General features: G+C 63.4%; 20 protein-coding genes. 12 read left to right on the plus strand and 8 right to left on the minus strand.

Annotated elements, in window-relative coordinates:
* Positions 1 to 177: 177 nt before the first annotated feature.
* Positions 178 to 891 (minus strand): SIMPL domain-containing protein, encoded by a 714-nt coding sequence (locus NVV93_RS03845; RefSeq protein WP_258253132.1) that lies wholly within the window; start codon positions 889 to 891, stop codon positions 178 to 180.
* Between the two features lie 306 nt (positions 892 to 1,197).
* Here NVV93_RS03845 and NVV93_RS03850 point away from each other — a divergent pair, with 306 nt between their 5' ends.
* The 3 genes from NVV93_RS03850 (at position 1,198) to NVV93_RS03860 (ending at position 4,068) form a co-directional block, all read left to right on the plus strand.
* Positions 1,198 to 2,445: an ATP-binding protein gene (locus NVV93_RS03850; protein ID WP_258253133.1), complete on the plus strand. Its 1,248-nt coding sequence runs from the start codon at positions 1,198 to 1,200 to the stop codon at positions 2,443 to 2,445.
* Between the two features lie 10 nt (positions 2,446 to 2,455).
* Positions 2,456 to 3,019, plus strand: coding sequence for a response regulator transcription factor (locus NVV93_RS03855; protein ID WP_258253134.1), 564 nt, complete (start codon positions 2,456 to 2,458; stop codon positions 3,017 to 3,019).
* Between the two features lie 107 nt (positions 3,020 to 3,126).
* A complete protein-coding gene (locus tag NVV93_RS03860) occupies positions 3,127 to 4,068 on the plus strand; it encodes an AEC family transporter (RefSeq protein ID WP_258253135.1) in 942 nt (313 codons plus the stop codon).
* Positions 4,069 to 4,093: 25 nt separating this feature from the next.
* On the opposite strand, the gene NVV93_RS03865 is transcribed toward NVV93_RS03860, so the two are convergent.
* From NVV93_RS03865 to gatC, 5 genes are all read right to left on the minus strand, one after another.
* Positions 4,094 to 4,474, minus strand: coding sequence for a carboxymuconolactone decarboxylase family protein (locus tag NVV93_RS03865; RefSeq protein ID WP_258253136.1), 381 nt, complete (start codon positions 4,472 to 4,474; stop codon positions 4,094 to 4,096).
* A gap of 21 nt (positions 4,475 to 4,495) precedes the next feature.
* On the minus strand, positions 4,496 to 4,879 hold the full coding sequence (locus tag NVV93_RS03870; protein ID WP_258253137.1) for a septal ring lytic transglycosylase RlpA family protein: 384 nt from the start codon (positions 4,877 to 4,879) through the stop codon (positions 4,496 to 4,498).
* A 61-nt stretch (positions 4,880 to 4,940) separates the two neighbouring features.
* Complete coding sequence (gene gatB / locus NVV93_RS03875; protein ID WP_258253138.1) at positions 4,941 to 6,389, minus strand: Asp-tRNA(Asn)/Glu-tRNA(Gln) amidotransferase subunit GatB; 1,449 nt, start codon at positions 6,387 to 6,389, stop codon at positions 4,941 to 4,943.
* 132 nt (positions 6,390 to 6,521) lie between these two features.
* Complete coding sequence (gene gatA, locus NVV93_RS03880; protein WP_258253139.1) at positions 6,522 to 7,973, minus strand: Asp-tRNA(Asn)/Glu-tRNA(Gln) amidotransferase subunit GatA; 1,452 nt, start codon at positions 7,971 to 7,973, stop codon at positions 6,522 to 6,524.
* Between the two features lie 15 nt (positions 7,974 to 7,988).
* Positions 7,989 to 8,276 (minus strand): Asp-tRNA(Asn)/Glu-tRNA(Gln) amidotransferase subunit GatC, encoded by a 288-nt coding sequence (gatC, locus tag NVV93_RS03885; protein WP_258253140.1) that lies wholly within the window; start codon positions 8,274 to 8,276, stop codon positions 7,989 to 7,991.
* A 218-nt stretch (positions 8,277 to 8,494) separates the two neighbouring features.
* On the opposite strand from gatC, the gene mreB reads away from it, so the two are divergent.
* The 8 genes from mreB (at position 8,495) to tldD (ending at position 19,564) form a co-directional block, all read left to right on the plus strand.
* Complete coding sequence (gene mreB, locus NVV93_RS03890; protein ID WP_258253141.1) at positions 8,495 to 9,532, plus strand: rod shape-determining protein MreB; 1,038 nt, start codon at positions 8,495 to 8,497, stop codon at positions 9,530 to 9,532.
* A gap of 231 nt (positions 9,533 to 9,763) precedes the next feature.
* A complete protein-coding gene (gene mreC / locus NVV93_RS03895; protein WP_258254281.1) occupies positions 9,764 to 10,762 on the plus strand; it encodes a rod shape-determining protein MreC in 999 nt (332 codons plus the stop codon).
* On the plus strand, positions 10,762 to 11,250 hold the full coding sequence (gene mreD, locus NVV93_RS03900) for a rod shape-determining protein MreD (RefSeq protein ID WP_258253142.1): 489 nt from the start codon (positions 10,762 to 10,764) through the stop codon (positions 11,248 to 11,250). Before mreC ends, mreD begins: the two co-directional genes overlap by 1 nt.
* 52 nt (positions 11,251 to 11,302) lie before the next feature.
* The gene (locus tag NVV93_RS03905; RefSeq protein ID WP_258253143.1) at positions 11,303 to 11,902 is read left to right on the plus strand and encodes a nucleoside triphosphate pyrophosphatase; all 600 of its coding nucleotides are present in this window, start codon (positions 11,303 to 11,305) and stop codon (positions 11,900 to 11,902) included.
* Entirely contained in the window at positions 11,895 to 13,352 is a 1,458-nt protein-coding gene (rng, locus tag NVV93_RS03910) for a ribonuclease G (RefSeq protein WP_258253144.1), read from the plus strand. Before NVV93_RS03905 ends, rng begins: the two co-directional genes overlap by 8 nt.
* A gap of 22 nt (positions 13,353 to 13,374) precedes the next feature.
* Positions 13,375 to 17,202, plus strand: a complete 3,828-nt coding sequence (locus NVV93_RS03915; RefSeq protein WP_258253145.1) for a YhdP family protein — start codon at positions 13,375 to 13,377, stop codon at positions 17,200 to 17,202.
* A gap of 56 nt (positions 17,203 to 17,258) precedes the next feature.
* Positions 17,259 to 18,107: a carbon-nitrogen hydrolase family protein gene (locus tag NVV93_RS03920; RefSeq protein WP_258253146.1), complete on the plus strand. Its 849-nt coding sequence runs from the start codon at positions 17,259 to 17,261 to the stop codon at positions 18,105 to 18,107.
* Positions 18,108 to 18,109: 2 nt separating this feature from the next.
* Positions 18,110 to 19,564, plus strand: coding sequence for a metalloprotease TldD (tldD, locus tag NVV93_RS03925; RefSeq protein WP_258253147.1), 1,455 nt, complete (start codon positions 18,110 to 18,112; stop codon positions 19,562 to 19,564).
* 63 nt (positions 19,565 to 19,627) lie between these two features.
* Here tldD and yjgA read toward each other — a convergent pair whose 3' ends face one another.
* Complete coding sequence (gene yjgA, locus NVV93_RS03930; protein WP_258253148.1) at positions 19,628 to 20,149, minus strand: ribosome biogenesis factor YjgA; 522 nt, start codon at positions 20,147 to 20,149, stop codon at positions 19,628 to 19,630.
* A gap of 92 nt (positions 20,150 to 20,241) precedes the next feature.
* Between yjgA and pmbA the strand changes: the two genes are divergently transcribed.
* Positions 20,242 to 21,588, plus strand: a complete 1,347-nt coding sequence (gene pmbA / locus NVV93_RS03935) for a metalloprotease PmbA (RefSeq protein WP_258253149.1) — start codon at positions 20,242 to 20,244, stop codon at positions 21,586 to 21,588.
* 138 nt (positions 21,589 to 21,726) lie between these two features.
* Here pmbA and NVV93_RS03940 read toward each other — a convergent pair whose 3' ends face one another.
* Positions 21,727 to 21,999, minus strand: a complete 273-nt coding sequence (locus NVV93_RS03940; RefSeq protein ID WP_258253150.1) for an HPr family phosphocarrier protein — start codon at positions 21,997 to 21,999, stop codon at positions 21,727 to 21,729.
* Positions 22,000 to 22,005: the final 6 nt, after the last annotated feature.

Below are 22,005 nucleotides of genomic sequence, written 5' to 3' on the forward strand. Positions count from 1 at the left end.
GCCGCCGTTAGGCAATGCCGATTCCTGGTGACGAGCCGTAGGATGGGGCTGGTCGCGCAGATTGAGCGCAGCGATACCCATCGGCCATGTTCGATGGGTATCGTCGCTACGCTCCTCGACCCACGCGGCCCGAGCCATCCTACGGACTACGTACCAGGATGAGGGCGGGGCGTAGAATCAGGGCAGCTGCACTTCGATCACGCCGTCGGCGTTGACCGTGACTTCGCTGGTGCCGGCTTCGATTTGCTGTGGGGCGGCTTTGCTCATCGACATGGCGGCCGGCGCGGCGTCCATGCGTTGCATCATCATCGGCCGGAAGCCGGAGCTGTTGAGGTTCAGGCTGACCAGCTTGTAGCCCTTGCCGCCGAGGGCCGCGGTGGCCAACTGGGCGCGCTCCTTGAAGGCGTCGACGGCTTGCTTGAGCAATTCATCTTCGCTTTTCTTGCGGCTCGGTTTGGAGATGGCGAAGGTCATTGCCGCCATTTTCAGATCGCCGAGCAGCTTGCTGGTGAGCGTCGACAGCACGGCGAAGTCGGCGCTTTCCAGTCGCAGTTCGGCGCGCTCGCGCCAGCCGGTGATCTGCTGGCCATCCTTGTCGTAGATCGGATAGCTGTTGCGGCTGCCGAGGGTGACCGTGACTTTCTTGTCCTGGCGCGCTGTGTCGAGGGCCTTATTGAGGCTTTGCGTGATGCTGGCGGCGAGCTTGGCCGGATCGCTGTCCTGCCCTTCGCTATAGAGCGTGACGTGCATCAGGTCGTGGGCGACGTCCTGGCTGACCTCGGCGCGCAGGGCGATTTGATTGTAACGGGCCTCTTCGGCGTGCAACGGCAGGCTGGCGAGGGTGGCGGCGCAGAGTGCCAAAGCGGCAGTCAGGCGAGTGAGAGTGGGCATAACGAACTCCTGTATGGGAACTACACGAGCTTAGACGCAACCTTGGGGTGATTCGGGTTAACCGTGGTTCAGTTTTTTCTGACGGCTGCTCGGTCGCGCTTTTCTTCCCCTCTCCGTTTGCGGGAGAGGGGAAACCGGCGATGCGATCCACAGGCCAGCTTTGTAGGATGGATTGAGCGCAGCGATACCCATCCTACGTAACGCTCTCTTGGGAGATGGCTGGGGCTACCCGGCTGCGGCGCTTTGCCGCAGCCGGGCAGGCGTGTGGATGCCTTGGTTATACTCGCCCGTCAATTCGGAGACCCTATGCTCGAACCCGCGCAGCTGTTGTCCGCCAGTCACCAGAACTTGTGGCGCCTGACCCTGATCCGCATCCTGGTCCTGGCTGCTCAGGCAGGCTCGGTGGGCTTCGCCTATCTGTCGGGTTTCCTCGAGCTGCCGTGGCTGGCGCTGAGCATCACGCTCGGCGTCTCGGCCGTGCTCTGCGGGCTGACCGCCCTACGGCTGCGCGGTCCATGGCCGGTCACTGAGCTGGAATACGCAGTGCAACTGGCTTGCGACCTGATCATCCACAGCGTGCTGCTGTATTACTCGGGCGGCTCGACCAACCCCTTCGTCTCCTATTACCTGGTGCCGCTGACCATTGCCGCGGCGACCCTGCCGTGGTTCTACTCGGTGTTGCTTTCCGGCCTGGCCCTGGCCAGCTACACCCTGCTGCTGGTGTTCTACCACCCGCTGGAGATGCAGCTGATCGAGCGCGAGAAGCTGTTGATCTACGGCATGTGGCTGAGCTTCGCGATGGCCGCGGCGCTGATCACCTTCTTCGCCGCGAAGATGGCCGAAGAACTGCGCCGCCAGGAGGAGTCGCGGGCCCAGCGCCGCGAGGAAAACCTGCGCGACCAGCAGCTACTTGCCGTCGCCACCCAGGCAGCCGGCGCCGCGCATGAACTGGGCACGCCGCTGGCGACCATGAGTGTGCTGATCAAGGAACTGCGCCGCGAGCATGCCGATCCCCTGTTGCAGGAAGACTTGGGCGTGCTGCAGGAACAGGTCAAACTGTGTAAGGAAAGCCTGCAGCATCTGGTGCGCGCCGCCGAGGCGGATCGGCGTCAGGCGGTGGTTGAGCAAAGCGCCGTGGCCTGGCTGGAAAGCACCCTGAATCGCTGGCACCTGATGCGCCCGGAAGCCACCTATCGCTATCAATGTCTGGGCAGTGGGGCGGTGCCGCGGCTGCTACCGCCGGCGGATCTCACCCAGGCGCTGCTCAATCTGCTCAACAATGCCGCGGATGCCTGCCCGGACAAACTCGACATCCGCCTGGACTGGGATGCCGCGGAGCTGGTGCTGAGCATTCGCGATCATGGCGCCGGTGTGCCGCTGGCGATTGCCGAGCAGATCGGCAAGCCGTTCATCACCACCAAAGGCGGCAAGGGTTTTGGCCTCGGTTTGTTCCTCAGCCAGGCCAGCGTGACCCGCGCCGGTGGATCGGTAAAACTCTATAACAATGAGGAGGGCGGTACGCTGACCGAACTCCGCCTGCCCCGCCTGCCTTGAGGAGAGCCGCATGATTGACGAGAGCAGTTTGCCCGACGGTGAAGAGCAGCCGCATCTGCTGCTGGTCGACGATGACGCCACGTTTACCCGGGTGATGGCCCGCGCCATGACCAGCCGCGGCTTGCGCGTGTCGATCGCCGGTTCCGCCGAAGAAGGTCTGGCCATTGCCGAACAGGACGTGCCTGATTACGCGGTGCTCGATCTGAAAATGGACGGTGATTCCGGCCTGGTGCTGCTGCCCAAGTTGCTGGTCCTCGACCCGGAAATGCGCGTGGTGATCCTCACCGGCTATTCGAGCATCGCCACCGCCGTGGAGGCGATCAAACGCGGCGCGGCGAACTACCTGTGCAAGCCGGCGGATGCCGACGACGTGCTCACCGCGCTGGTCTCCGAGCATGCCGACCTCGACAGCCTGGTGCCGGAAAATCCGATGTCGGTGGATCGCCTGCAGTGGGAGCACATCCAGCGCGTGTTGGCCGAGCACGATGGCAATATCTCCGCCACCGCCCGCGCCCTGGGCATGCACCGGCGCACCCTGCAGCGCAAGTTGCAGAAGCGCCCAGTGCGCCGCTGACCGGGCGCTGGGCCGTCTTCCCGCGCCGCACTGCGCCGATCGTCTAGGCTCGGGCGGCCCGGTGGGCTGCTATCATCGCCGCCCTTTCTGTCGTTCCGGCTCAGCGCATGCTCGCGATTTTCCTGCAGACCCTGGCCGTCACCGCGCCGGTTTTCGCCATGCTGTTTCTCGGCGTGCTGCTCAAGCGCCTAGGGCAGATCGACAGCGCCTTCATCAACACCGCCACCGCCCTGGTGTTCAACGTCACCATGCCGGTGATGCTGTTTCTCGCCATCCTGCATGCCGACCTGAATACCGCGCTGCAACCGGCGCTGATCGGCTATTTCGTCCTCGCCACGTTGCTGGGTTTTCTGCTCGTCTGGGGCTGGGCGGCCTGGCGGGTGCCGCGAGCCGAGCGCGGCGTATATGTGCAGGGCGCGTTCCGAGGCAACAACGGCATCATCGGTCTGGCCTTGGCCGCCAGCCTGTATGGCGATTACGGGCTATCACTGGGCGGCGTGCTCAGCGGCGTGGTGATCCTCAGCTACAACAGCCTGGCAGTGATCGTGCTGCAGTTCTACAACCCGGCCGGCAAGGCCGATCCGTGGAGCCTGCTAAAGAGCATCCTGCGCAATCCGTTGATCATCGGTGTGCTCACGGCAATGCCATTCGCCTACTGGCAAGTGCGCTTGCCCGACTGGCTGAGTACGTCCGGGCAATATCTGGCGCAGTTGACCTTGCCGTTGGCGCTGATCTGCATCGGCGGCACGCTGTCGCTGGCCTCGCTACGTGCCACCAGCGGCCTGGCGCTGGGGGCGAGCCTGATGAAGATGGTCTGGTTGCCCATCCTCGCTACCGCGGGAGCATTCGCCTGGGGTTTCCGCGGCGCCGAACTGGGCATCCTGTTTCTCTATTTCGCCAGCCCGACGGCCGCAGCGAGCTATGTGATGGCGCGAGCGGCCGGAGGCAATGCGGAACTGGCCGCGGCGATTATCGTGATCACTACTCTGGTCGCGGCGGTGTCCACCAACATCGGCTTGTTCGTGTTGCAGTGGGGTGGATGGATCTGAACGGAGTAGGCTGCGCGGTGTCGACCTAGGCCGGACGCTGGTGCTCGTCGATCACTTCCTGCGCCGCGCGGAACGCATCGATGGCCGCCGGCACGCCGGCATACACCGCGCAATGCAGTAGCGCTTCGCGGATTTCCTCGACCGTGCAGCCGTTGTTCAGCGCGCCGCGCACGTGGCCTTTCAGCTCCTGCGGGCATTTCAGTGCGGTCAGTGCGGCCAGGGTGATCAGGCTGCGGGTCTTGCGATCCAGTCCCTCGCGGGTCCACACGCCGCCCCAGGCGTGTTCGTTGACGAACTCCTGCAGCGGCTGGCTGAAATCAGTGGCGTTGTTTAGCGCGCGGTCGACGAAGGCGTCGCCCATGACTTGGCGGCGCACTTGTTCGCCGGCTTTCGCTTGTTCGCTCATCTTGCTCTCCGTGGTCCTGACTTAATCGAGGCTTTGCACGCGCACCGGCACCACGCCGGCACGCAGCATGCCGAGTTGTTCGGCGGCCTGGCGCGAGACGTCGATGATGCGTCCGCGCGCGTAGGGGCCGCGGTCGTTGATGCGCACCACCACCGTCTTGTCGTTGTTCAGGTTGGTCACCTGTACCCGCGTGCCGAACGGCAGGCTGCGATGGGCAGCGGTCAGCGCGTTCTGGTTGAAGCGTTCGCCGCTGGCGGTCTTCTTTCCGTGATGGCGCTTGCCGTAATAGGAGGCCTTGCCTTCGGCGCGGTAGTCACCAAGTGAGGACGAGTCCGTACCGAAGGGGTTGGTGGAGCAGCCGGCCAGCAGTACGGCACAGGCAACGAGGCAGAGCAGGCGTGGCATTGCGGAAGGTCTCCGGATAGAACAACGCCGGGCTAGCCCGGCGTTGTTTAGGGTGAGCAACTCAGCCTTCGAGCTTCTTCTTCAGCAGTTCGTTCACTTGGCCGGGGTTGGCCTTGCCTTTCGAGGCCTTCATCGCCTGGCCGACGAAGAAGCCGAACATCTTGCCGCGTTTGGCCTCGTCGCTGGCGCGGTACTGTTCGACCTGCTCGGCATTGGCTGCCAGCACTTCGTCGAGCATGCTTTCGATGGCACCACTGTCAGTGACCTGCTTGAGGCCTTTCTTCTCGATGACTTCGTCAGCGGTCGCACCTTCACCGGCGGCCAGCGCCTCGAAGACCATCTTGGCGATCTTGCCGGAGATGGTGTTGTCCTTGATGCGCAGGATCATCCCGCCCAGCTGCGCGGCGGAAACCGGCGACTGTTCGATCTCCAGGTTGTCCTTGTTGAGCAGGCTGGACAGCTCGCCCATCACCCAGTTAGCGGCCAGCTTGGCGTCGCCACAGGTCTGCTGCACCACTTCGAAATAGTCGGCCAGCTCGCGGCTGGCGGCGAGCACGCTGGCGTCGTAGGCGGACAGACCGAACTGCGCCTCGAAGCGCTCGCGTTTTTGCACCGGCAGTTCCGGCAGGGTGGCGCGCACTTCGTCGAGGAAGCTCTGCTCGATCACCACTGGCAGCAGATCCGGGCAGGGGAAGTAGCGGTAGTCGTTGGCTTCCTCCTTGCTACGCATGGAGCGCGTTTCGTTGGCCGCCACGTCATACAGCACGGTCTCCTGGACGATCTTGCGGCCGGATTCCAGCTCGTCGATCTGCCAGGCGATTTCCGTGTTGATTGCGCGTTCGATGAACTTGAACGAGTTGACGTTCTTGATCTCACGGCGGGTGCCGAACTCCGCCTGGCCTTTCGGGCGAACGGAGACGTTGCAGTCGCAGCGCAGCGAGCCTTCGGCCATGTTGCCGTCGCAGATGCCGAGGTAGCGCACCAGGGCGTGGATCGCCTTGGCATAGGCCACGGCTTCTTTGGCGCTGCGCATTTCCGGCTCGGAAACGATCTCCAGCAATGGCGTGCCGGCACGGTTCAGGTCGATGCCGCTCATGCCGTGGAAGTCTTCGTGCAGGCTCTTGCCGGCGTCTTCCTCCAAGTGCGCACGGGTGATGCCGATGCGCCTGGTCGTGCCATCTTCCAGGGTGATGTCGAGGAAGCCCTTGCCGACGATGGGGTGATCCATCTGGCTGGTCTGGTAGCCCTTGGGCAGGTCCGGATAGAAGTAGTTTTTGCGCGCAAACACGTTCTTGTCGGCGATTTCGGCATCGATCGCCAGGCCGAACTTGCAGGCCATGCGCACCGCTTCGGCGTTGAGCACCGGCAGCGTGCCGGGCATGCCCAGGTCAACCAGGCTGGCGTGGGTGTTGGGCTCGGCGCCGAAGGTGGTGGCGCTGGCGGAGAAGATCTTCGATTGGGTGCTGAGCTGTGCGTGGATTTCCAGCCCGATCACGGTTTCCCATTGCATCTTGAATGTCCCTCAAATGTGTTGCGGTCTGCCCCCTCTCCCGCCGGCGGGAGAGGGTTGGGGATAGGGTGGTTTTAGTCGCACCCTGTCCCCCGGCCCCTCTTCCATTAATGGGAGAGGGGAGGGTATGTCTCAGAAACCCGTTGGAGCCTGTTGGTGCCAGTCAGTCACCTGTTGGTACTGATGGGCGACATTCAGCAGGCGACCTTCCTGGAAGTACGGGGCGAGCAACTGCACGCCAACCGGCAGACCATCGACGAAACCGGCCGGCATCGACAGGCCAGGGATGCCGGCGAGGTTGGCGGTGATGGTGTAGATGTCTTCCAGGTACTGAGCGACCGGGTCGTTGTTCTTTTCGCCGAGTTTCCACGCCAGGTTCGGCGTGGTTGGGCCGAGAATCACATCGACCTCGTTAAACGCGGCGACGAAGTCGTTCTTGATCAGCCGGCGAATCTTCTGCGCCTTCAGGTAATAGGCGTCGTAGTAACCGGCCGACAGCGCGTAGGTGCCGACCATGATGCGCCGCTTCACCTCAGCACCGAAGCCTTCGCCGCGCGAGCGTTTGTACAGGTCTTCGAGATTGCTCGGGTTCTCGCAGCGGTAGCCGAAGCGCACCCCGTCGAAACGTGACAGGTTGGAGCTGGCCTCGGCCGGCGCGATCACGTAATAGGCGGGAATCGCGTGCTGGGTATTTGGCAGGCTGATGTCCTTGACCGTGGCGCCGAGCTTCTTCAGCTCTTCGACGACCGCCAGGACCTTGGCGGCGATGCGGCTGTCGAGACCGGCGCTGAAGTACTCCTTCGGCAAGCCGATGCGCAGGCCAGCCAATGGCTGAGCCAGAGCCGCCAGATAGTCGTCTACTGGCTGATCGACGCTGGTCGAATCCTTCGGATCGAAACCGGCCATGCTGGCCAGCAGCAGTGCGCAGTCTTCCGCGCTGCGGGCCATCGGGCCGCCTTGGTCGAGACTCGAGGCGTAGGCGATCATGCCCCAGCGTGATACGCGACCGTAGGTCGGCTTGATCCCGGTGAGGTTGGTGAACGCGGCCGGTTGGCGGATCGAGCCGCCGGTGTCGGTACCGGTGGCGGCCGGCAGTAGGCGCGCGGCCACCGCAGCGGCCGAACCGCCGGAGGAGCCGCCGGGCACGCGCTCGAGATCCCAGGGGTTCTTCACCGCGCCGTAGTAGCTGGACTCGTTCGACGAGCCCATGGCGAACTCGTCCATGTTCAGCTTGCCGAGGGTCACGGTGCCGGCGGCGGCGAGTTTGTCGACCACCGTGGCGTCATACGGCGCGCGGAAGTTGTCGAGAATCTTCGAGCCACAGCTGGTGCGGATGCCTTGGGTGCAGAACAGATCCTTGTGCGCCAGTGGTGCGCCGAGCAGGGCGCCGGTTTCGCCCGCGGCGCGGCGAGCGTCGGCGGCCTTGGCCTGTCGCAAGGCCAGCTCTTCGGTGGTGCTGATGAAGCTGTTCAGCTGCGGATCCAGCTCGGCGATGCGCGCCAGGAAGGTGCGGGCCAGCTCTTCGGCGGAGAATTGTTTGGCGGCGAGGCCACGGGCGATCTCGGCCAGGGTCAAATGATGCATGGGGAACCCTTTCCTTTATTCGATGACTTTCGGCACAAGGTACAAGCCGTCTTCCACGGCCGGGGCGATGGCCTGGTAGGCGTCGCGCTGATTGCGTTCGGTGACCTGATCGGCGCGCAGGCGCTGGGTCGCCTCCAGCGGGTGGGCCAGTGGCTCGATGCCATCGGTATTCACCGCTTGCATCTGGTCGACCAAACCGAGGATGTTGTTGAGGGTTTCGGTGGTGCGTGGAATTTCCGCCTCGTTCAGACCCAATCGGGCCAGATGAGCGATTTTTTCCACTTCGGAGCGTTCAAGCGCCATCGGATTCTCCAGCGGAAGGCAAACGGCTGACCTTGGGCAAGCCAGTGGCGGGTATAACCCGTAGTCGGTGCAGGCATGCTGCAAATGTGGGCGCTAAGGCCCGGAAAAACAGCCAATTTAGCACAGCGCGCGGGTTGCCCAAAAGGCCCGTGGTTGTTAGAGTTTGCCGCACTTTTTTCCCTGCGTATTTTCATCCGCGCACTCCCTAGGGTTTTTCCATGTTAAAAAAATTGCGTGGCATGTTTTCCAGTGATCTCTCCATCGACTTGGGCACTGCCAACACCCTGATTTATGTGCGTGAGCGCGGCATCGTTCTCAACGAGCCGTCGGTCGTCGCCATCCGTACTCATGGCAACCAGAAGAGCGTGGTCGCCGTCGGCACCGAAGCCAAACGCATGCTTGGCCGCACCCCGGGCAACATCGCCGCCATCCGCCCGATGAAGGACGGCGTGATCGCCGACTTCAGCGTCTGCGAAAAAATGCTCCAGTACTTCATCAACAAAGTGCATGAGAACAGCTTCCTGCAGCCGTCGCCGCGCGTGTTGATCTGCGTGCCGTGCAAATCGACCCAGGTTGAACGCCGTGCCATCCGTGAGTCGGCGCTGGGTGCCGGTGCTCGCGAAGTATTCCTGATTGAAGAGCCGATGGCCGCGGCCATCGGCGCCGGTCTGCCGGTTGAGGAGGCGCGCGGCTCGATGGTTGTCGACATCGGCGGCGGCACCACGGAAATCGCCCTGATTTCCCTGAACGGTGTGGTTTACGCCGAGTCCGTCCGGGTTGGTGGCGACCGTTTCGATGAAGCGATCATCACTTACGTGCGCCGCAACTACGGCAGCCTGATCGGCGAATCCACCGCCGAGCGCATCAAGCAGGAAATCGGCACCGCCTATCCGGGCGGCGAAATCCGCGAGGTCGACGTGCGTGGCCGTAATCTGGCCGAGGGCGTGCCGCGCAGCTTCACCCTCAACTCCAACGAAGTGCTCGAAGCGCTGCAGGAATCCCTGGCGACCATCGTTCAGGCGGTCAAGAGCGCCCTCGAGCAATCGCCGCCGGAGCTGGCTTCGGACATCGCCGAGCGCGGCCTGGTGCTGACCGGTGGCGGCGCGCTGTTGCGTGATCTGGACAAGCTGCTGGCCCAGGAAACTGGTCTGCCGGTGATTGTCGCCGAAGACCCGCTGACCTGCGTGGCGCGCGGCGGTGGCAAGGCGCTGGAAATGATGGACCGTCACACCATGGATCTGCTCTCCAGCGAATAACGCTGACAGGCTCTCCAGTGCGCCGATCCAGGCGTTGCGGGCTCGCTTTAGCGGGCCCGTCGTTTGTCGGGCTACAGTCGCGGTCGTAGTCGCGTTTACACTCCGTCCATCAGTTTCGCTTCGGTTGCCGTCAGCGTATGAACACGCGCCAGCATTTCCCCATCAGCGCAGAAGGAGCGGGCCATTAAGCCGCTGTTCACCAAAGGCCCTTCGCTGGGTGTGCGCCTGCTGGTGCTGGTCGTGTTGTCGACCGCACTGATGGTGGTCGATGCGCGCCTCGATCTGCTCAAGCCGGTACGTAGCCAGATGGGACTGGTGCTGACGCCGTTCTACTGGCTGGCCAATTTGCCGGTGCGCGCCTGGGATGGCGTCACCGAGCAATTCAGCAGCCGCAGCAACCTGCTCGCCGAAAACGAGAAGCTCAAGGCCGAAGGGTTATTGATGCAGCGCCGCCTGCAGAAGCTCGCGGCGCTCACCGAGCAGAACGTGCGGTTGCGCGAACTGCTCAATTCCGCGGCGTTGGTTGACGAGAAAGTCCTGGTCGGTGAGCTGATCGGCGTCGATCCCAACCCGTTCACCCATCGCATTCTGATCGACAAGGGCAGCAAGGACGGGGTGTTCCTCGGCCAGCCGGTGCTCGACGCACGGGGCCTGATGGGCCAGGTGGTGGAAGTCATGCCCTATACCTCGCGGGTGCTGTTGCTCACCGATACCACCCACAGCATTCCGGTGCAGGTCAATCGTAACGGTCTGCGTGCCATCGCCAGTGGCACGGGCAACCCCGAGCGCCTGGAGTTGCGCCACGTCGCCGATACCGCGGATATCAAGGAAGGCGATCTGTTGGTCAGCTCCGGTCTGGGCCAGCGTTTTCCATCCGGGTATCCGGTGGCCACCGTCAAGGAAGTGATCCACGATTCCGGCCAGCCATTCGCCATCGTCCGGGCGGTGCCGACGGCCGCCCTGAATCGCAGCCGTTATATGTTGCTGGTGTTCACCGACGCGCGGACTCCCGAGCAGCGCGCCACCGACTCTGCCAAAGCACAGGAAAAAGCCGATCAGCAGGGCGAGCAGCCACAGAGCCTGCCAACGCCAGCGGGTGCGGTCAGTCCGGCACCGGCTGCTCCCGCGTCGTCTGCGCCTCCAGCGTCACCCACTCCTGCGCTCCACCCAGCCGCCGCACCCGCCCCGCAGCCCCCGGCCAGTCCGAGCAATCGCGAGGGAGCACGCTGATGGCTACCCAGGGTCCTCGTAATGGTTGGGTGATCTGGCTGAGCCTGGCGCTGTCCTTGCTGCTCAGCGTCTCGCCGCTGCCGCATTTCATGGAGATCGGCCGACCGTTGTGGGTCGCCCTGTTCCTGATTTATTGGGTGCTGTATCTGCCGCACCGGGTGGGCATGACCACCGCCTGGTTGTTGGGTTTGGCCGAGGATGTGTTGTACGGCAGCCTGTTTGGCCAGAATGCGCTGATCCTGACCTTGATCACCTTCCTGGTGTTGAGCCTGCATCAACGCCTGCGCATGTTCCCCATGTGGCAGCAAAGCTTGGTGCTGCTGGTCGTGCTCGGCATCGCCCAGCTCGTGCAACTGTGGCTGAACGCGCTGACCGGTAATCGTCCGCCGACCTTGTCCTTCGTGCTGCCGGCGCTGGTTAGCGCGCTACTCTGGCCGTGGGTCGGGGCGATTCTGCGTGGTATCCATCAGCGCCTGAACGTCAATTGAATACGCCGCCGTTGCGGCGGCGCACACCATCGTTCGACAGGGAGAAGTCCGCATGGCCATGCTTTATCTGGCCTCGGGGTCGCCGCGCCGGCGCGAGTTGCTGGCTCAGATTGGCGTGCCCTTCGTTGCGCTGAGCGTCGACATCGATGAGAGCCACTGCCCGGGTGAGTCGCCCGAAAGCTACGTAGAGCGCCTGGCGCGTGCCAAGGCGGCTGCCGGTCTGGCAGGCGTGCCGGCGAGCACGGCCGCGGTGGTGCTCGGCGCCGATACGGCAGTGGTGCTTGATGGACAGATACTCGGTAAGCCGCGCGACCGTGCCGAGGCGCTGGCTACGCTGCAGGCGTTGTCCGGCCGTGAGCATCTGGTGCTGACCGCCGTCGCGCTGATCGATGCGCAGCGCTGCGAGGCGCGCGTGGTCAGTAGCCGGGTCCATTTCCGTTCTCTCAACGCCAGCGAAATCGAGCAATATTGGGCCACTGGCGAGCCGCAGGACAAAGCGGGCAGCTATGGTATTCAAGGGCTGGCGGCCGTATTCGTCAGCGCCTTGCACGGCAGCTATTCGGCGGTGGTCGGTCTGCCGTTGTGCGAGACTGCGGAATTACTGGCCGAATTCGGCATTCCATGTTGGCAGAAAGGGATTCCGCATGAGTGAAGAGATTCTGATCAACATCACGCCGATGGAATCGCGCGTGGCAGTGGTTGAGAACGGCGTCCTGCAAGAGGTGCACGTCGAGCGCACCCAGCGCCGCGGCATCGTCGGCAACATCTATAAAGGCAAGGTGGTGCGCGTGCTGCCGGGCATGCAGGCGGCGTTCATTGATATCGGTCTGGATCGCGCGGCCTTTATCCATGCCTCGGAGATTTCCACCCGCGAAGGCAGTGGCACGGAAACCATCAGTGCCCTGGTCCATGAAGGGCAAAGCTTGGTCGTCCAGGTGACCAAGGACCCGATTGGCAGCAAAGGCGCACGGCTGACCACGCAGCTGTCGATCCCCTCGCGCTATCTGGTGTACATGCCGCGCACCAGCCACGTCGGGATTTCCCTGCGCATCGAAGACGAAAAAGAGCGCGAACGCCTCAAGCAGGTGGTCGCCGATTGCGTGGCGATCGAAGGCATTCAGGACAGCGGCGGCTTTATCCTGCGCACTGCGGCCGATGGCGCCGGCAGCGAGGAAATCCTTGCCGACATCCGCTACCTGCGTCGCCTGTGGGAGCAGATCGCCACGCAGATCAAGACTGCGCCGACCCCCTCGGTGATCTATGAAGACCTCAGCCTGGCCTTGCGGGCGTTGCGTGATCTGGTCAGCCTGCGCACGGAAAAACTGCGCATCGATTCGCGCGAGACGTTCCAGAAGGTCACCCAGTTCGTCATCGAGCTGATGCCGGAAGTGGCCAACCGCCTCGAGCATTACCCGGGCGAGCGACCGATTTTCGATCTGTACGGGGTCGAGGATGAGATCCAGCGTGCGCTGGACCGCAAGGTGCCGCTGAAATCCGGTGGTTACCTGATCATCGACCCGGCCGAGGCGATGACCACCATTGACGTGAATACCGGCGCCTTCGTCGGTCATCGCACCCTCGAAGAAACCATCTTCAAGACCAATCTCGAGGCGGCCACCGCCATTGCCCGCCAGCTACGCCTGCGCAATCTCGGCGGGATCATCATCATCGACTTCATCGACATGGAAGACGAGGAGCATCAGCGCCAGGTGCTGCGCACCCTGGAAAAGCAGCTCGAACGCGACCATGCGAAGACCAACATCATCGGCATCACCGAGCTGGGTCTGGTGCAGATGACCCGCAAGCGCACCCGTGAAAGCCTCGAGCAGATCCTTTGCGAGCCGTGCAGCTGCTGTCAGGGCCGCGGCAAGCTGAAGACCCCGGAAACCATCTGCTACGAAATTTTTCGCGAGATTCTCCGCGAGGCGCGCGCCTATCAGGCCGAGGGCTATCGGGTGCTGGCCAATCAGAAGGTGGTCGATCGCCTACTGGATGAAGAGTCGGGCAACGTCGCCGATCTCGAGGCGTTCATCGGCCGCACCATCAAGTTTCAGGTCGAAAGCATGTACTCCCAGGAGCAATACGATGTGGTGCTGCTCTGAACATGCCGCGGGCAGTCGCTGAATGATACGCCTGGCCGGCGTGTTCGGTGCCTTGCTGCGCTGGGGCTTGGCCTTGTGCGCGTTGTTGCTGATTCTTGCCGCGCTGTACGTCAGCCTCGGCCGCCAGCTGGTGCCTTGGGTCGCCGAATATCGCGCCGAAATCGAAACCAAGGCGCGTGAGGCGACGGGTCTGCCACTGACCATCGGCAGTCTCGAGGGCAGCTGGCGGGGTTTTGCGCCGATTCTGTATGCCCATGACGTGCAGGTGGGCGAGGGCGATAGCCTGGTGCGCCTCGATCAGGTGCGCGTGGTGCCGGATCTGCTCGCTAGCCTGCTGGAGCGCACGCCGCGCATCAATTCGCTGGAAGTCGAAGGACTGCAGCTCGATCTGCGTCAGAACGGCGACGGCAGCTGGGCCCTGGAAGGGTTGCCGGCGCGCGCCGATCAAGTCCCGGTGGACCCACAACGCTGGCTCGCGCAATTACGGCAGATCAGCCGCTTGTCGTTGATCGACAGCCACTTCACCGTCGAGCCGCTGAACGCGGCGCCAATCAGTTTCACCTACGTCAATCTCAGCCTGCGTAGCGGCTCGCGGCAGCGCCTCGACGGCCGCCTGACGTTGCCGGATGGCCAGCCCGTGGCCCTCAATCTGCGCACCAAACTCAATCCCAAGGCCTGGCGCGAATCCAGCGCCGAGCTGTATCTGAGCCTGCCGCAAAGCGATTGGGCGCGCTGGTTGCCGGCGAGCCTGACGCACGACTGGAAAATCAAACAACTGCAGGCCGGAGGCCAACTCTGGCTTAACGCCTCTGCCGGCCAACTACAGCGCGGCGCGCTGCGGCTGCGTGCGCCAGAGCTGGTGGCCGGCTATGCCGAGCGCCAGCCGGTGGCCGTGCAGAACCTGGCGTTGAATGGTTATTTCGAGCGCAACGAACAGGGCTTTCAGCTGCTGCTCAACTCCTTGGCGATGAGTTTCGGCGAGACACGTTGGGGCGAGGCGCAGATCGCTCTGACTCAATATGCCGTCCATGGCGAGGAAGGTGAGCACTGGCAACTGGGTGCCGATCGACTCGACCTGGCGCCGCTGTTGCCGGTGATCAAGGCCCTGGCGCCACTGCCGGAAAAGGCAGCAGCGTATCTGGCCGGATTGAACCCGCACGGCAGTCTGCGCAATGTGCAACTCGACTATCGGCCACAGGCTGCGACACCGCAGCGCCTGCAGTTTGCGAGCAATCTCGAAAGAGTCGGTATCGACGCCTACGAAGAAATTCCCGGCGTGCAAAATGTCAGCGGCAGCATCGCCGGTGACCTCGGCCAAGGCGAGTTGCGCATGGTCAGCGAGAATTTCAGTCTGCATCTACACCATCTGTTTCCCAAGCCCTGGGAGTATCGGCAGGCCACCGCGCGTCTGGGCTGGCAGCTGGATGATGCCGGCTTCACCCTGCGCAGCCCGTACATGCGTCTGCTGGGTGATGAAGGCAAAATCGCCGGCGACATGCTCCTGCGGCTGCTGCGTGACCCGGCTGCCGAGGACTACATGGACCTACGCGTCGGCCTACGCGAGGGCGATGCGCGCTATACGGAGAAATATCTGCCGACCCTGGCGCAGGGTTTCAACCCGGCGCTGGCCGACTGGTTGAAAACCGCGATCCGCGCTGGGGTGGTCGATGAAGGTTATTTCCAGTACCAGGGCTCGGTGAACAAGGGCGCCGACGCGACCGCGAACAGCATCAGCCTGTTCTTCCGCACCCACGATGCCGAACTGGCTTTCCAGCCGGGTTGGCCGGAGCTGCGCGGGGCGCGCGGCGATGTGCTGATCGAAGACAGCGGCGTGCGCGTGCAGGTGGCTGAAGGGCAATTGCTCGACAGCCGGATCAGTGATGTCAGCGTCGAGGTGCCGCATACCGCGCCGGGTCAGGTGGCGCATCTGCTGATCGACGGGGCCCTGCAAAGCAGCGTGAAGGACGCCCTGAAGATTCTCCAGGGCGCGCCAATCGGTACCGCCGAGATATTCGCCGGCTGGCAGGGCGAGGGACCGCTGACCGGTAAACTCAAGCTGGATATTCCGCTCAGCCACGGACCCGCGCCGGATGTACGGGTGGATTTCGCTACCGAGAATGCGCGACTGAAGCTGGCTAACCCGGCCATTGAACTGAACCAGCTGAAAGGTGCGTTCAGCTTCGATACCGCGCGGGGTCTCAGTGCGCCGGATATCCGCGCCCTGGTGTTTGGCCGGCCGGTGCGTGCCAAGGCGACCGTCGGGGGGGCGCGCGGACACAGCGTGACGCGTATCCAGGCCACCGGCCAAGCGCCGTTGCAAAGCCTCACTGACTGGTTGGCAGTCAGCCAGCCGCTGCCGCTGTCGGGCACCCTGCCATACAGCCTCGATATCACCTTGAACGGTGCCGACAGCCAGTTGCGCATCGATTCGTCACTCAAGGGCCTGGCCATCGACCTGCCGCCGCCCTTCGGCAAAGCCGCCGATGAGGAGCGCGCCACCACCTGGCGCATGACCCTGCAAGGACCGGAGCGCCGTTACTGGCTGGAGTATGGCCAGCTCGCCAGCCTGGCCGCGGCCGCTCCCCTTGGGCAGTTGAATGCCGGTCGCGGCGAGCTACTGCTGGGTGGCGGCACCGCCAGTTTGCCGGGTGGCAGCGGCTTACGCGTCAAAGGCAAACTCAGTGAACTGGATTGGGACGCCTGGCAAACACTGACCAAGCGCTATGCCAGCGGGCAGAACGCCAACGCCAAGCAATTGTTGAGCGGCGCCGACCTGAGCATCGGTAAGTTCCAGGGATTCGGCAGTACCCTGGAAGCCGTCAAGATTCAATTGGTCCGCGGCAATGCCAGTTGGGCGGTGACCCTCGGCAGCAGTGTCGCCACCGGCCGGGTGGTGGTGCCAGACTCCGGCGTCGCACCAATCGCGGTCAATCTCGAGCGCGTGCGTCTGCCAGCGACCAAGCCAAAAACCAGCGATACCGAGCCGGAAGGGCCGGATCCGCTGGCGGCGGTGGATCCGCGGCAGATTCCGGCGCTGGATATCCAGATCGCCCAGGTCTTGCAGGGCGACAGCCTGCTCGGTGCCTGGGCATTGAAGATTCGCCCGAACCCGCGCGGCGTGGCGTTCAACGATCTCGACCTGAACCTCAAGGGCATGCAGCTCAATGGTGCCGGTGGCTGGGAAGGTACACCGGGTGCGACCACCAGTTGGTACAAGGGACGGATCAAGGGCGGCAATCTGGCCGACGTGCTGAAGGCCTGGAATTTCGCGCCCAACGTCACCAGCCGGGATTTTCGTCTGGATGCCGACGGGCGCTGGCCCGGCTCGCCGGCCTATATCAGCCTCAAGCGTTTTTCCGGCACCCTCGACCCGAATCTGCGCAAGGGCCAGTTTGTCGAGGTGGAAGGCAGTGCCCAGGCGCTGCGGGTGTTTGGCCTGCTCAATTTCAACTCGATCGGCCGTCGATTGCGTCTGGACTTTTCCGACCTGCTCGGCAAAGGCCTGAGCTATGACCGGGTCGAGGGCTTGCTGGTTGGTAGTGAAGGGGTGTACGTCACCCGTCAGCCGATCACCCTAACCGGCCCGTCGAGCAATCTGGAACTGGATGGCACCCTGGATATGGCCAACGACCAGGTCAATGCCAAGCTGCTGGTCACCTTGCCGCTTAGCAACAACTTGCCGTTGGCGGCTTTGATCGTCGGAGCGCCGGCGATTGGCGGCGCGTTGTTCGTGGTCGACAAGTTGCTGGGCAACAGCGTGGCGCGTTTCGCCAGCGTGCAGTACAGCGTCACCGGCTCCTGGCATGCGCCAAAAATCACCTTCCAGAAACCCTTCGAAAAGCCCCGATAGCCCCCGCGATTGCGCGCATCGGTTAGCATGCGCATACGCCTTTTGCGGAGCGCACCATGACCCTCGCGGTGATCCAGCTGGTCAGCCAGGACGATATTCTGGCCAATCTCGCCAACGCCCGGCGCCTGCTTGAACAAGCCGCCGCGGGCGGCGCCAAGCTGGCAGTATTGCCGGAAAATTTCGCCGCCATGGGTCGTCGTGATCTGGCCGCCATCGGCCGCGCGGAGGCGACCGGGCAAGGGCCGATTTTGCCCTGGTTGAAACTGGCCGCCCGCGACCTCAGCTTATGGATAGTGGCCGGTACCCTGCCGTTGCCGCCGGATGAGCGACCGGAGGAAAAGGCGCACGCCTGCTCGCTGTTGATCGACGCTCATGGCGAGCGAGTGGCGCGTTACGACAAGCTGCATCTGTTCGACGTGGATGTCGCCGACCAGCGCGGTCGCTACCGCGAGTCGGACGATTTTGCGTATGGTAGCCAGGTCGTCGTGGCCGATACGCCGGTCGGCCGGCTGGGACTCAGCGTGTGCTACGACCTACGCTTTCCAGAGTTGTACAGCGCCCTGCGCGAGGCCGGCGCCGAGCTGATCAGCGTGCCTTCGGCATTCACCGAGGTGACGGGCGCCGCGCATTGGCAGGTGTTGATTCGCGCACGGGCCATCGAGACCCAGTGTTACGTATTGGCGGCCGGACAGGGCGGTACGCATCCAGGGCCACGCGAAACGTACGGACATTCGGCGATTGTCGACCCTTGGGGGCAGATAGTCGCCGAGCACGATCAAGGCGAAGCCGTGTTACTGGGCGAGCGGGATAGCGCCGAACAGGCGGCCATCCGTCAGCGCATGCCAGTGGCCCGACATAGACGATTTTTTTCAGCGGCCCACTTGCGGCTGCCAGGTTTGGAGTAGTTATGAGCGATCTGTTGGTATCCGTCAGTGAACAGCTGTTGACGCCTGGCGACTTGAGCATCGAGGCCTTGCCGGCATTGCTCGGCGAACTGGCCGGGCCGGGCATCGATGCCGCCGATCTGTACTTCCAGCGGCAGGTCTCGGAAACCTGGGTGCTCGAAGATGGCATCGTCAAAGAAGGCAGTTTCAATCTGGATCAGGGTGTCGGCGTGCGCGCCCAGTCCGGCGAGAAAACCGGCTTCGCCTACAGCAACGCGATCCAGCGCGATGCCCTGAGCCAGGCCGCGCAGGCGGCCCGCTCGATCGCCCGGGCCGGCCAGTCTGGGACGGTGCAGGCCTTTAGCGGCGGCGCCATAGCGCCGCTGTACGCCGCCGATAACCCGCTGGAAGTGCTCAGCCGGGCGGAAAAGGTCGAGCTGCTCAAGCGCGTGGACGCCGCCACCCGCACTCTCGATTCGCGCATCAAGCAGGTCACGGTGAGCATGGCTGGAGTCTGGGAGCACATCCTGGTCGCCGCTAGCGATGGCGGCCTGGGGGCGGATATCCGCCCGCTGGTGCGGTTCAACGTCAGCGTGATCGTCGAGCAGAATGGCCGCCGCGAGCGCGGTGGCCACGGTGGCGGCGGGCGTACCGACTACCGCTATTTCCTGCAGAAAGACGGCCTCGAGGATCGTGCCCTGGGCTACGCCCGCGAGGCACTGCGCCAGGCACTGGTCAACCTCGAAGCGATTCCCGCGCCGGCCGGTACCTTGCCCGTGGTGATGGGCGCGGGTTGGTCCGGCGTGCTGCTGCACGAAGCGGTCGGCCATGGCCTGGAAGGCGATTTCAACCGCAAGGGCAGTTCCGCCTACAGCGGCAAGGTCGGAGAGAAAGTTGCCTCGAGCCTGTGCACCATCGTCGACGATGGCACCCTGGCCGAGCGTCGTGGCTCGCTGAGCATGGATGATGAAGGCACGCCCACCCAGTGCACCACGCTGATCGAAAACGGCGTGCTCAAGGGCTACATGCAGGACAAGTTGAACGCCCGCCTGATGGGCGTGGCGCGCACTGGCAACGGCCGCCGCGAGTCCTATGCGCACCTGCCGATGCCGCGCATGACCAACACCTACATGTTGGCCGGACAGAGCGATCCGGAAGAAATCATTCGCTCGGTGAAGCGCGGCATCTACTGCGCCAACCTCGGCGGCGGCCAGGTGGACATCACCAGCGGCAAGTTCGTGTTTTCCACCAGCGAGGCGTATTTGATCGAGGACGGCAAGATCACCGCCCCGGTCAAGGGCGCGACGTTGATCGGCAATGGTCCGGAGGCGATGAGCCGGGTGTCGATGGTCGGCAACGACTTGTCGCTGGATAGCGGCGTCGGCACCTGTGGCAAAGATGGCCAGTCGGTGCCGGTGGGTGTCGGTCAGCCGACCCTGAAAATCGATGCGATTACCGTGGGCGGAACCGGGTCGTAGAGATGGCTGGGCTCGTCGGATGGGTTATGCCGCGTCGCGGCTAACCCACCCTACGGGTGAGATTCAGCGCAAGCCGCGCTGGGCTTCGTCCAGTTCGCGGATGTATTTGAAGATTTTGCGCTGGGCACTTGGCGGTTTGTTATGCGCCGCCTCGTGTTGGGCATGGCGGATCAGGCCACGCAGGTGTTGCCGGTCGGCTTCCGGGTAGTCGGCGACGAAGCTATCCAGTGCGGCGTCGCCACCGGCGATCAAGCGGTCACGCCAGCGTTCGAGGCCGTGAAAGCGCTCGTTGTATTGGCGGGTGGAGGCGTCGAGCTGGTCGATCAGGGCGAGAATCGCCTCGATGTCCTGCTCACGCATCAACTTGCCGATGAATTGGATATGCCGTTTGCGCGCCACGTTGGCGCTGTGCTTCGGCGCATCGGCCAAGGCGCGCCGTAGGGCGTCGGTGAGCGGCAGTTTGGCGACCAGATCGGGTTTGAGCGTGATTAAACGCTCGCCGAGTTCTTGCAAGGCATGAAGCTCGCGCTTGATCTGGGATTTGCTTTTCTCGCCGAGAAAATCGTCATCGGAATTGTTGGACATGGGGCTGATCCAGTGGAAAACGCCGCCATGATAACCAGTCCAGGGCCAGCGGTCTTGGATGAATGAATGTACCGAATCGAGTGGAGTGCAGTATGAGTGCAATTGAAGGTGTCGGCCCGCAGGCGCTGCCACAGCTGCAGGAGCAGGTCGAGCAAATCATCGCCGAAGCCAAACGCCAGGGCGCCAGTGCCTGTGAAGTGGCCGTTTCGATGGAGCAGGGGCTGTCCGCATCGGTGCGCGAGCGTGAGGTGGAAACGGTTGAATTCAACCGCGACCAAGGCTTTGGCATCACGCTCTATCTAGGCCAGCGCAAAGGCTCGGCGAGCACTTCGGCGATGGGCGCCGAGGCGATTCGGGAAACCGTCGCCGCCGCCCTGGCAATCGCCAAGCACACCTCGGAGGACGACTGTTCCGGTCTGGCTGCCGCCGAGCTGATGGCCAAGGACTTGCCCGAGCTGGATCTGTTTCACCCGTGGCAGATCACGCCCGAGCAAGCCATCGAGCTGGCTCTCAATTGTGAGGCCGAGGCGTTTGCCGCCGACAAACGGATCAGTAAAGCCGATGGCACATCCGTCAGCACGCATCAGGGCTGCCGGGTGTATGGCAATAGCCATGGCTTTATTGGGGGTTATGCGAGCTCCCGGCACAGCTTGAGCTGCGTGATGATTGCCGGTACCGATGCGGCGATGCAGCGCGACTATTGGTATGACGTCAATCGGATTGGTGAACAGCTCGCCGACGCGCGGACCATCGGCCGCCACGCTGCCGAACGCACGGTGCAGCGCCTCGGCGCTCGTCCAGTGCCGACCTGCGAGGTGCCGGTATTGTTCAGTGCCGAGCTGGCTGGCGGCTTATTCGGGCATTTTCTCGCGGCGATCTCCGGTGGCAATCTGTATCGGCATTCCTCCTTTCTCGAAGGTTGCCTGGATCAGCAGCTCTTCCCGGAATGGCTGAGCATCGATGAGCGTCCGCACATTCCGCGTGCGCTGGGCAGCGCCAGTTTCGACGGCGATGGCCTAGCCACTTGTGCCAAATCCTTCGTCGAGCAGGGGGTGCTGCGCTCCTACATTCTCGGCACCTATTCCGGGCGCAAGCTCGGCCTGCCCAGTACCGCCAACGCGGGTGGGGTGCACAACCTGTTCATCAGTCACGGCGACGAAAACCAGGCCGCGCTGCTCAAGCGCATGGGCCGCGGCCTGCTGGTGACGGAGCTGATGGGGCAGGGGCTTAACCTAGTCACCGGCGATTATTCACGCGGCGCTGGCGGTTACTGGGTAGAGAACGGTGAGATTCAGTTCCCGGTGCAGGAAGTCACCATCGCCGGCAATTTGCGCGACATGTATCGGCAAATCGTCGCAGTCGGTAACGACCTGGAGTATCGCGGCAACACCCGCAGCGGCTCGGTATTGATCGAAAAAATGACCGTGGCGGGCAGCTGACCTGATTGTTTACAGGAGAGTTGGCTTGCCGGGCTCAGGGTCCGGCAGCTCGCTTCGCTTGCGCGGATCTACGGAGGAAGCGACAAGGCAGCAAACGGGAGTCTGACGGGTAGTGTGTGAGGCACAGCTTGTCGTGAGTTATTCGCCTTCGTCGAAGCGATTGTTGATCAGTTCAATCAGCGCCTCTAGCGCCTCATGTTCCTGATCACCTTCGGTGTGCAGGTGCACGTCAGTGCCTTTGCCGGCTGCCAACATCATCACCGCCATAATGCTTTTTCCATCGATGCAGCTTTCGGCGTTGCGGCCGATGCGCACCGTGCAAGGAAAACGTCCTGCCACGCCGACAAACTTGGCGGCAGCGCGGGCATGCAGGCCGAGCTTGTTGATGATGGTGATCTCACAGACGGGCATCGCGGC

The sequence above is a fragment of the Pseudomonas sp. LS44 genome (assembly GCF_024730785.1).
Classification (GTDB): domain Bacteria; phylum Pseudomonadota; class Gammaproteobacteria; order Pseudomonadales; family Pseudomonadaceae; genus Aquipseudomonas.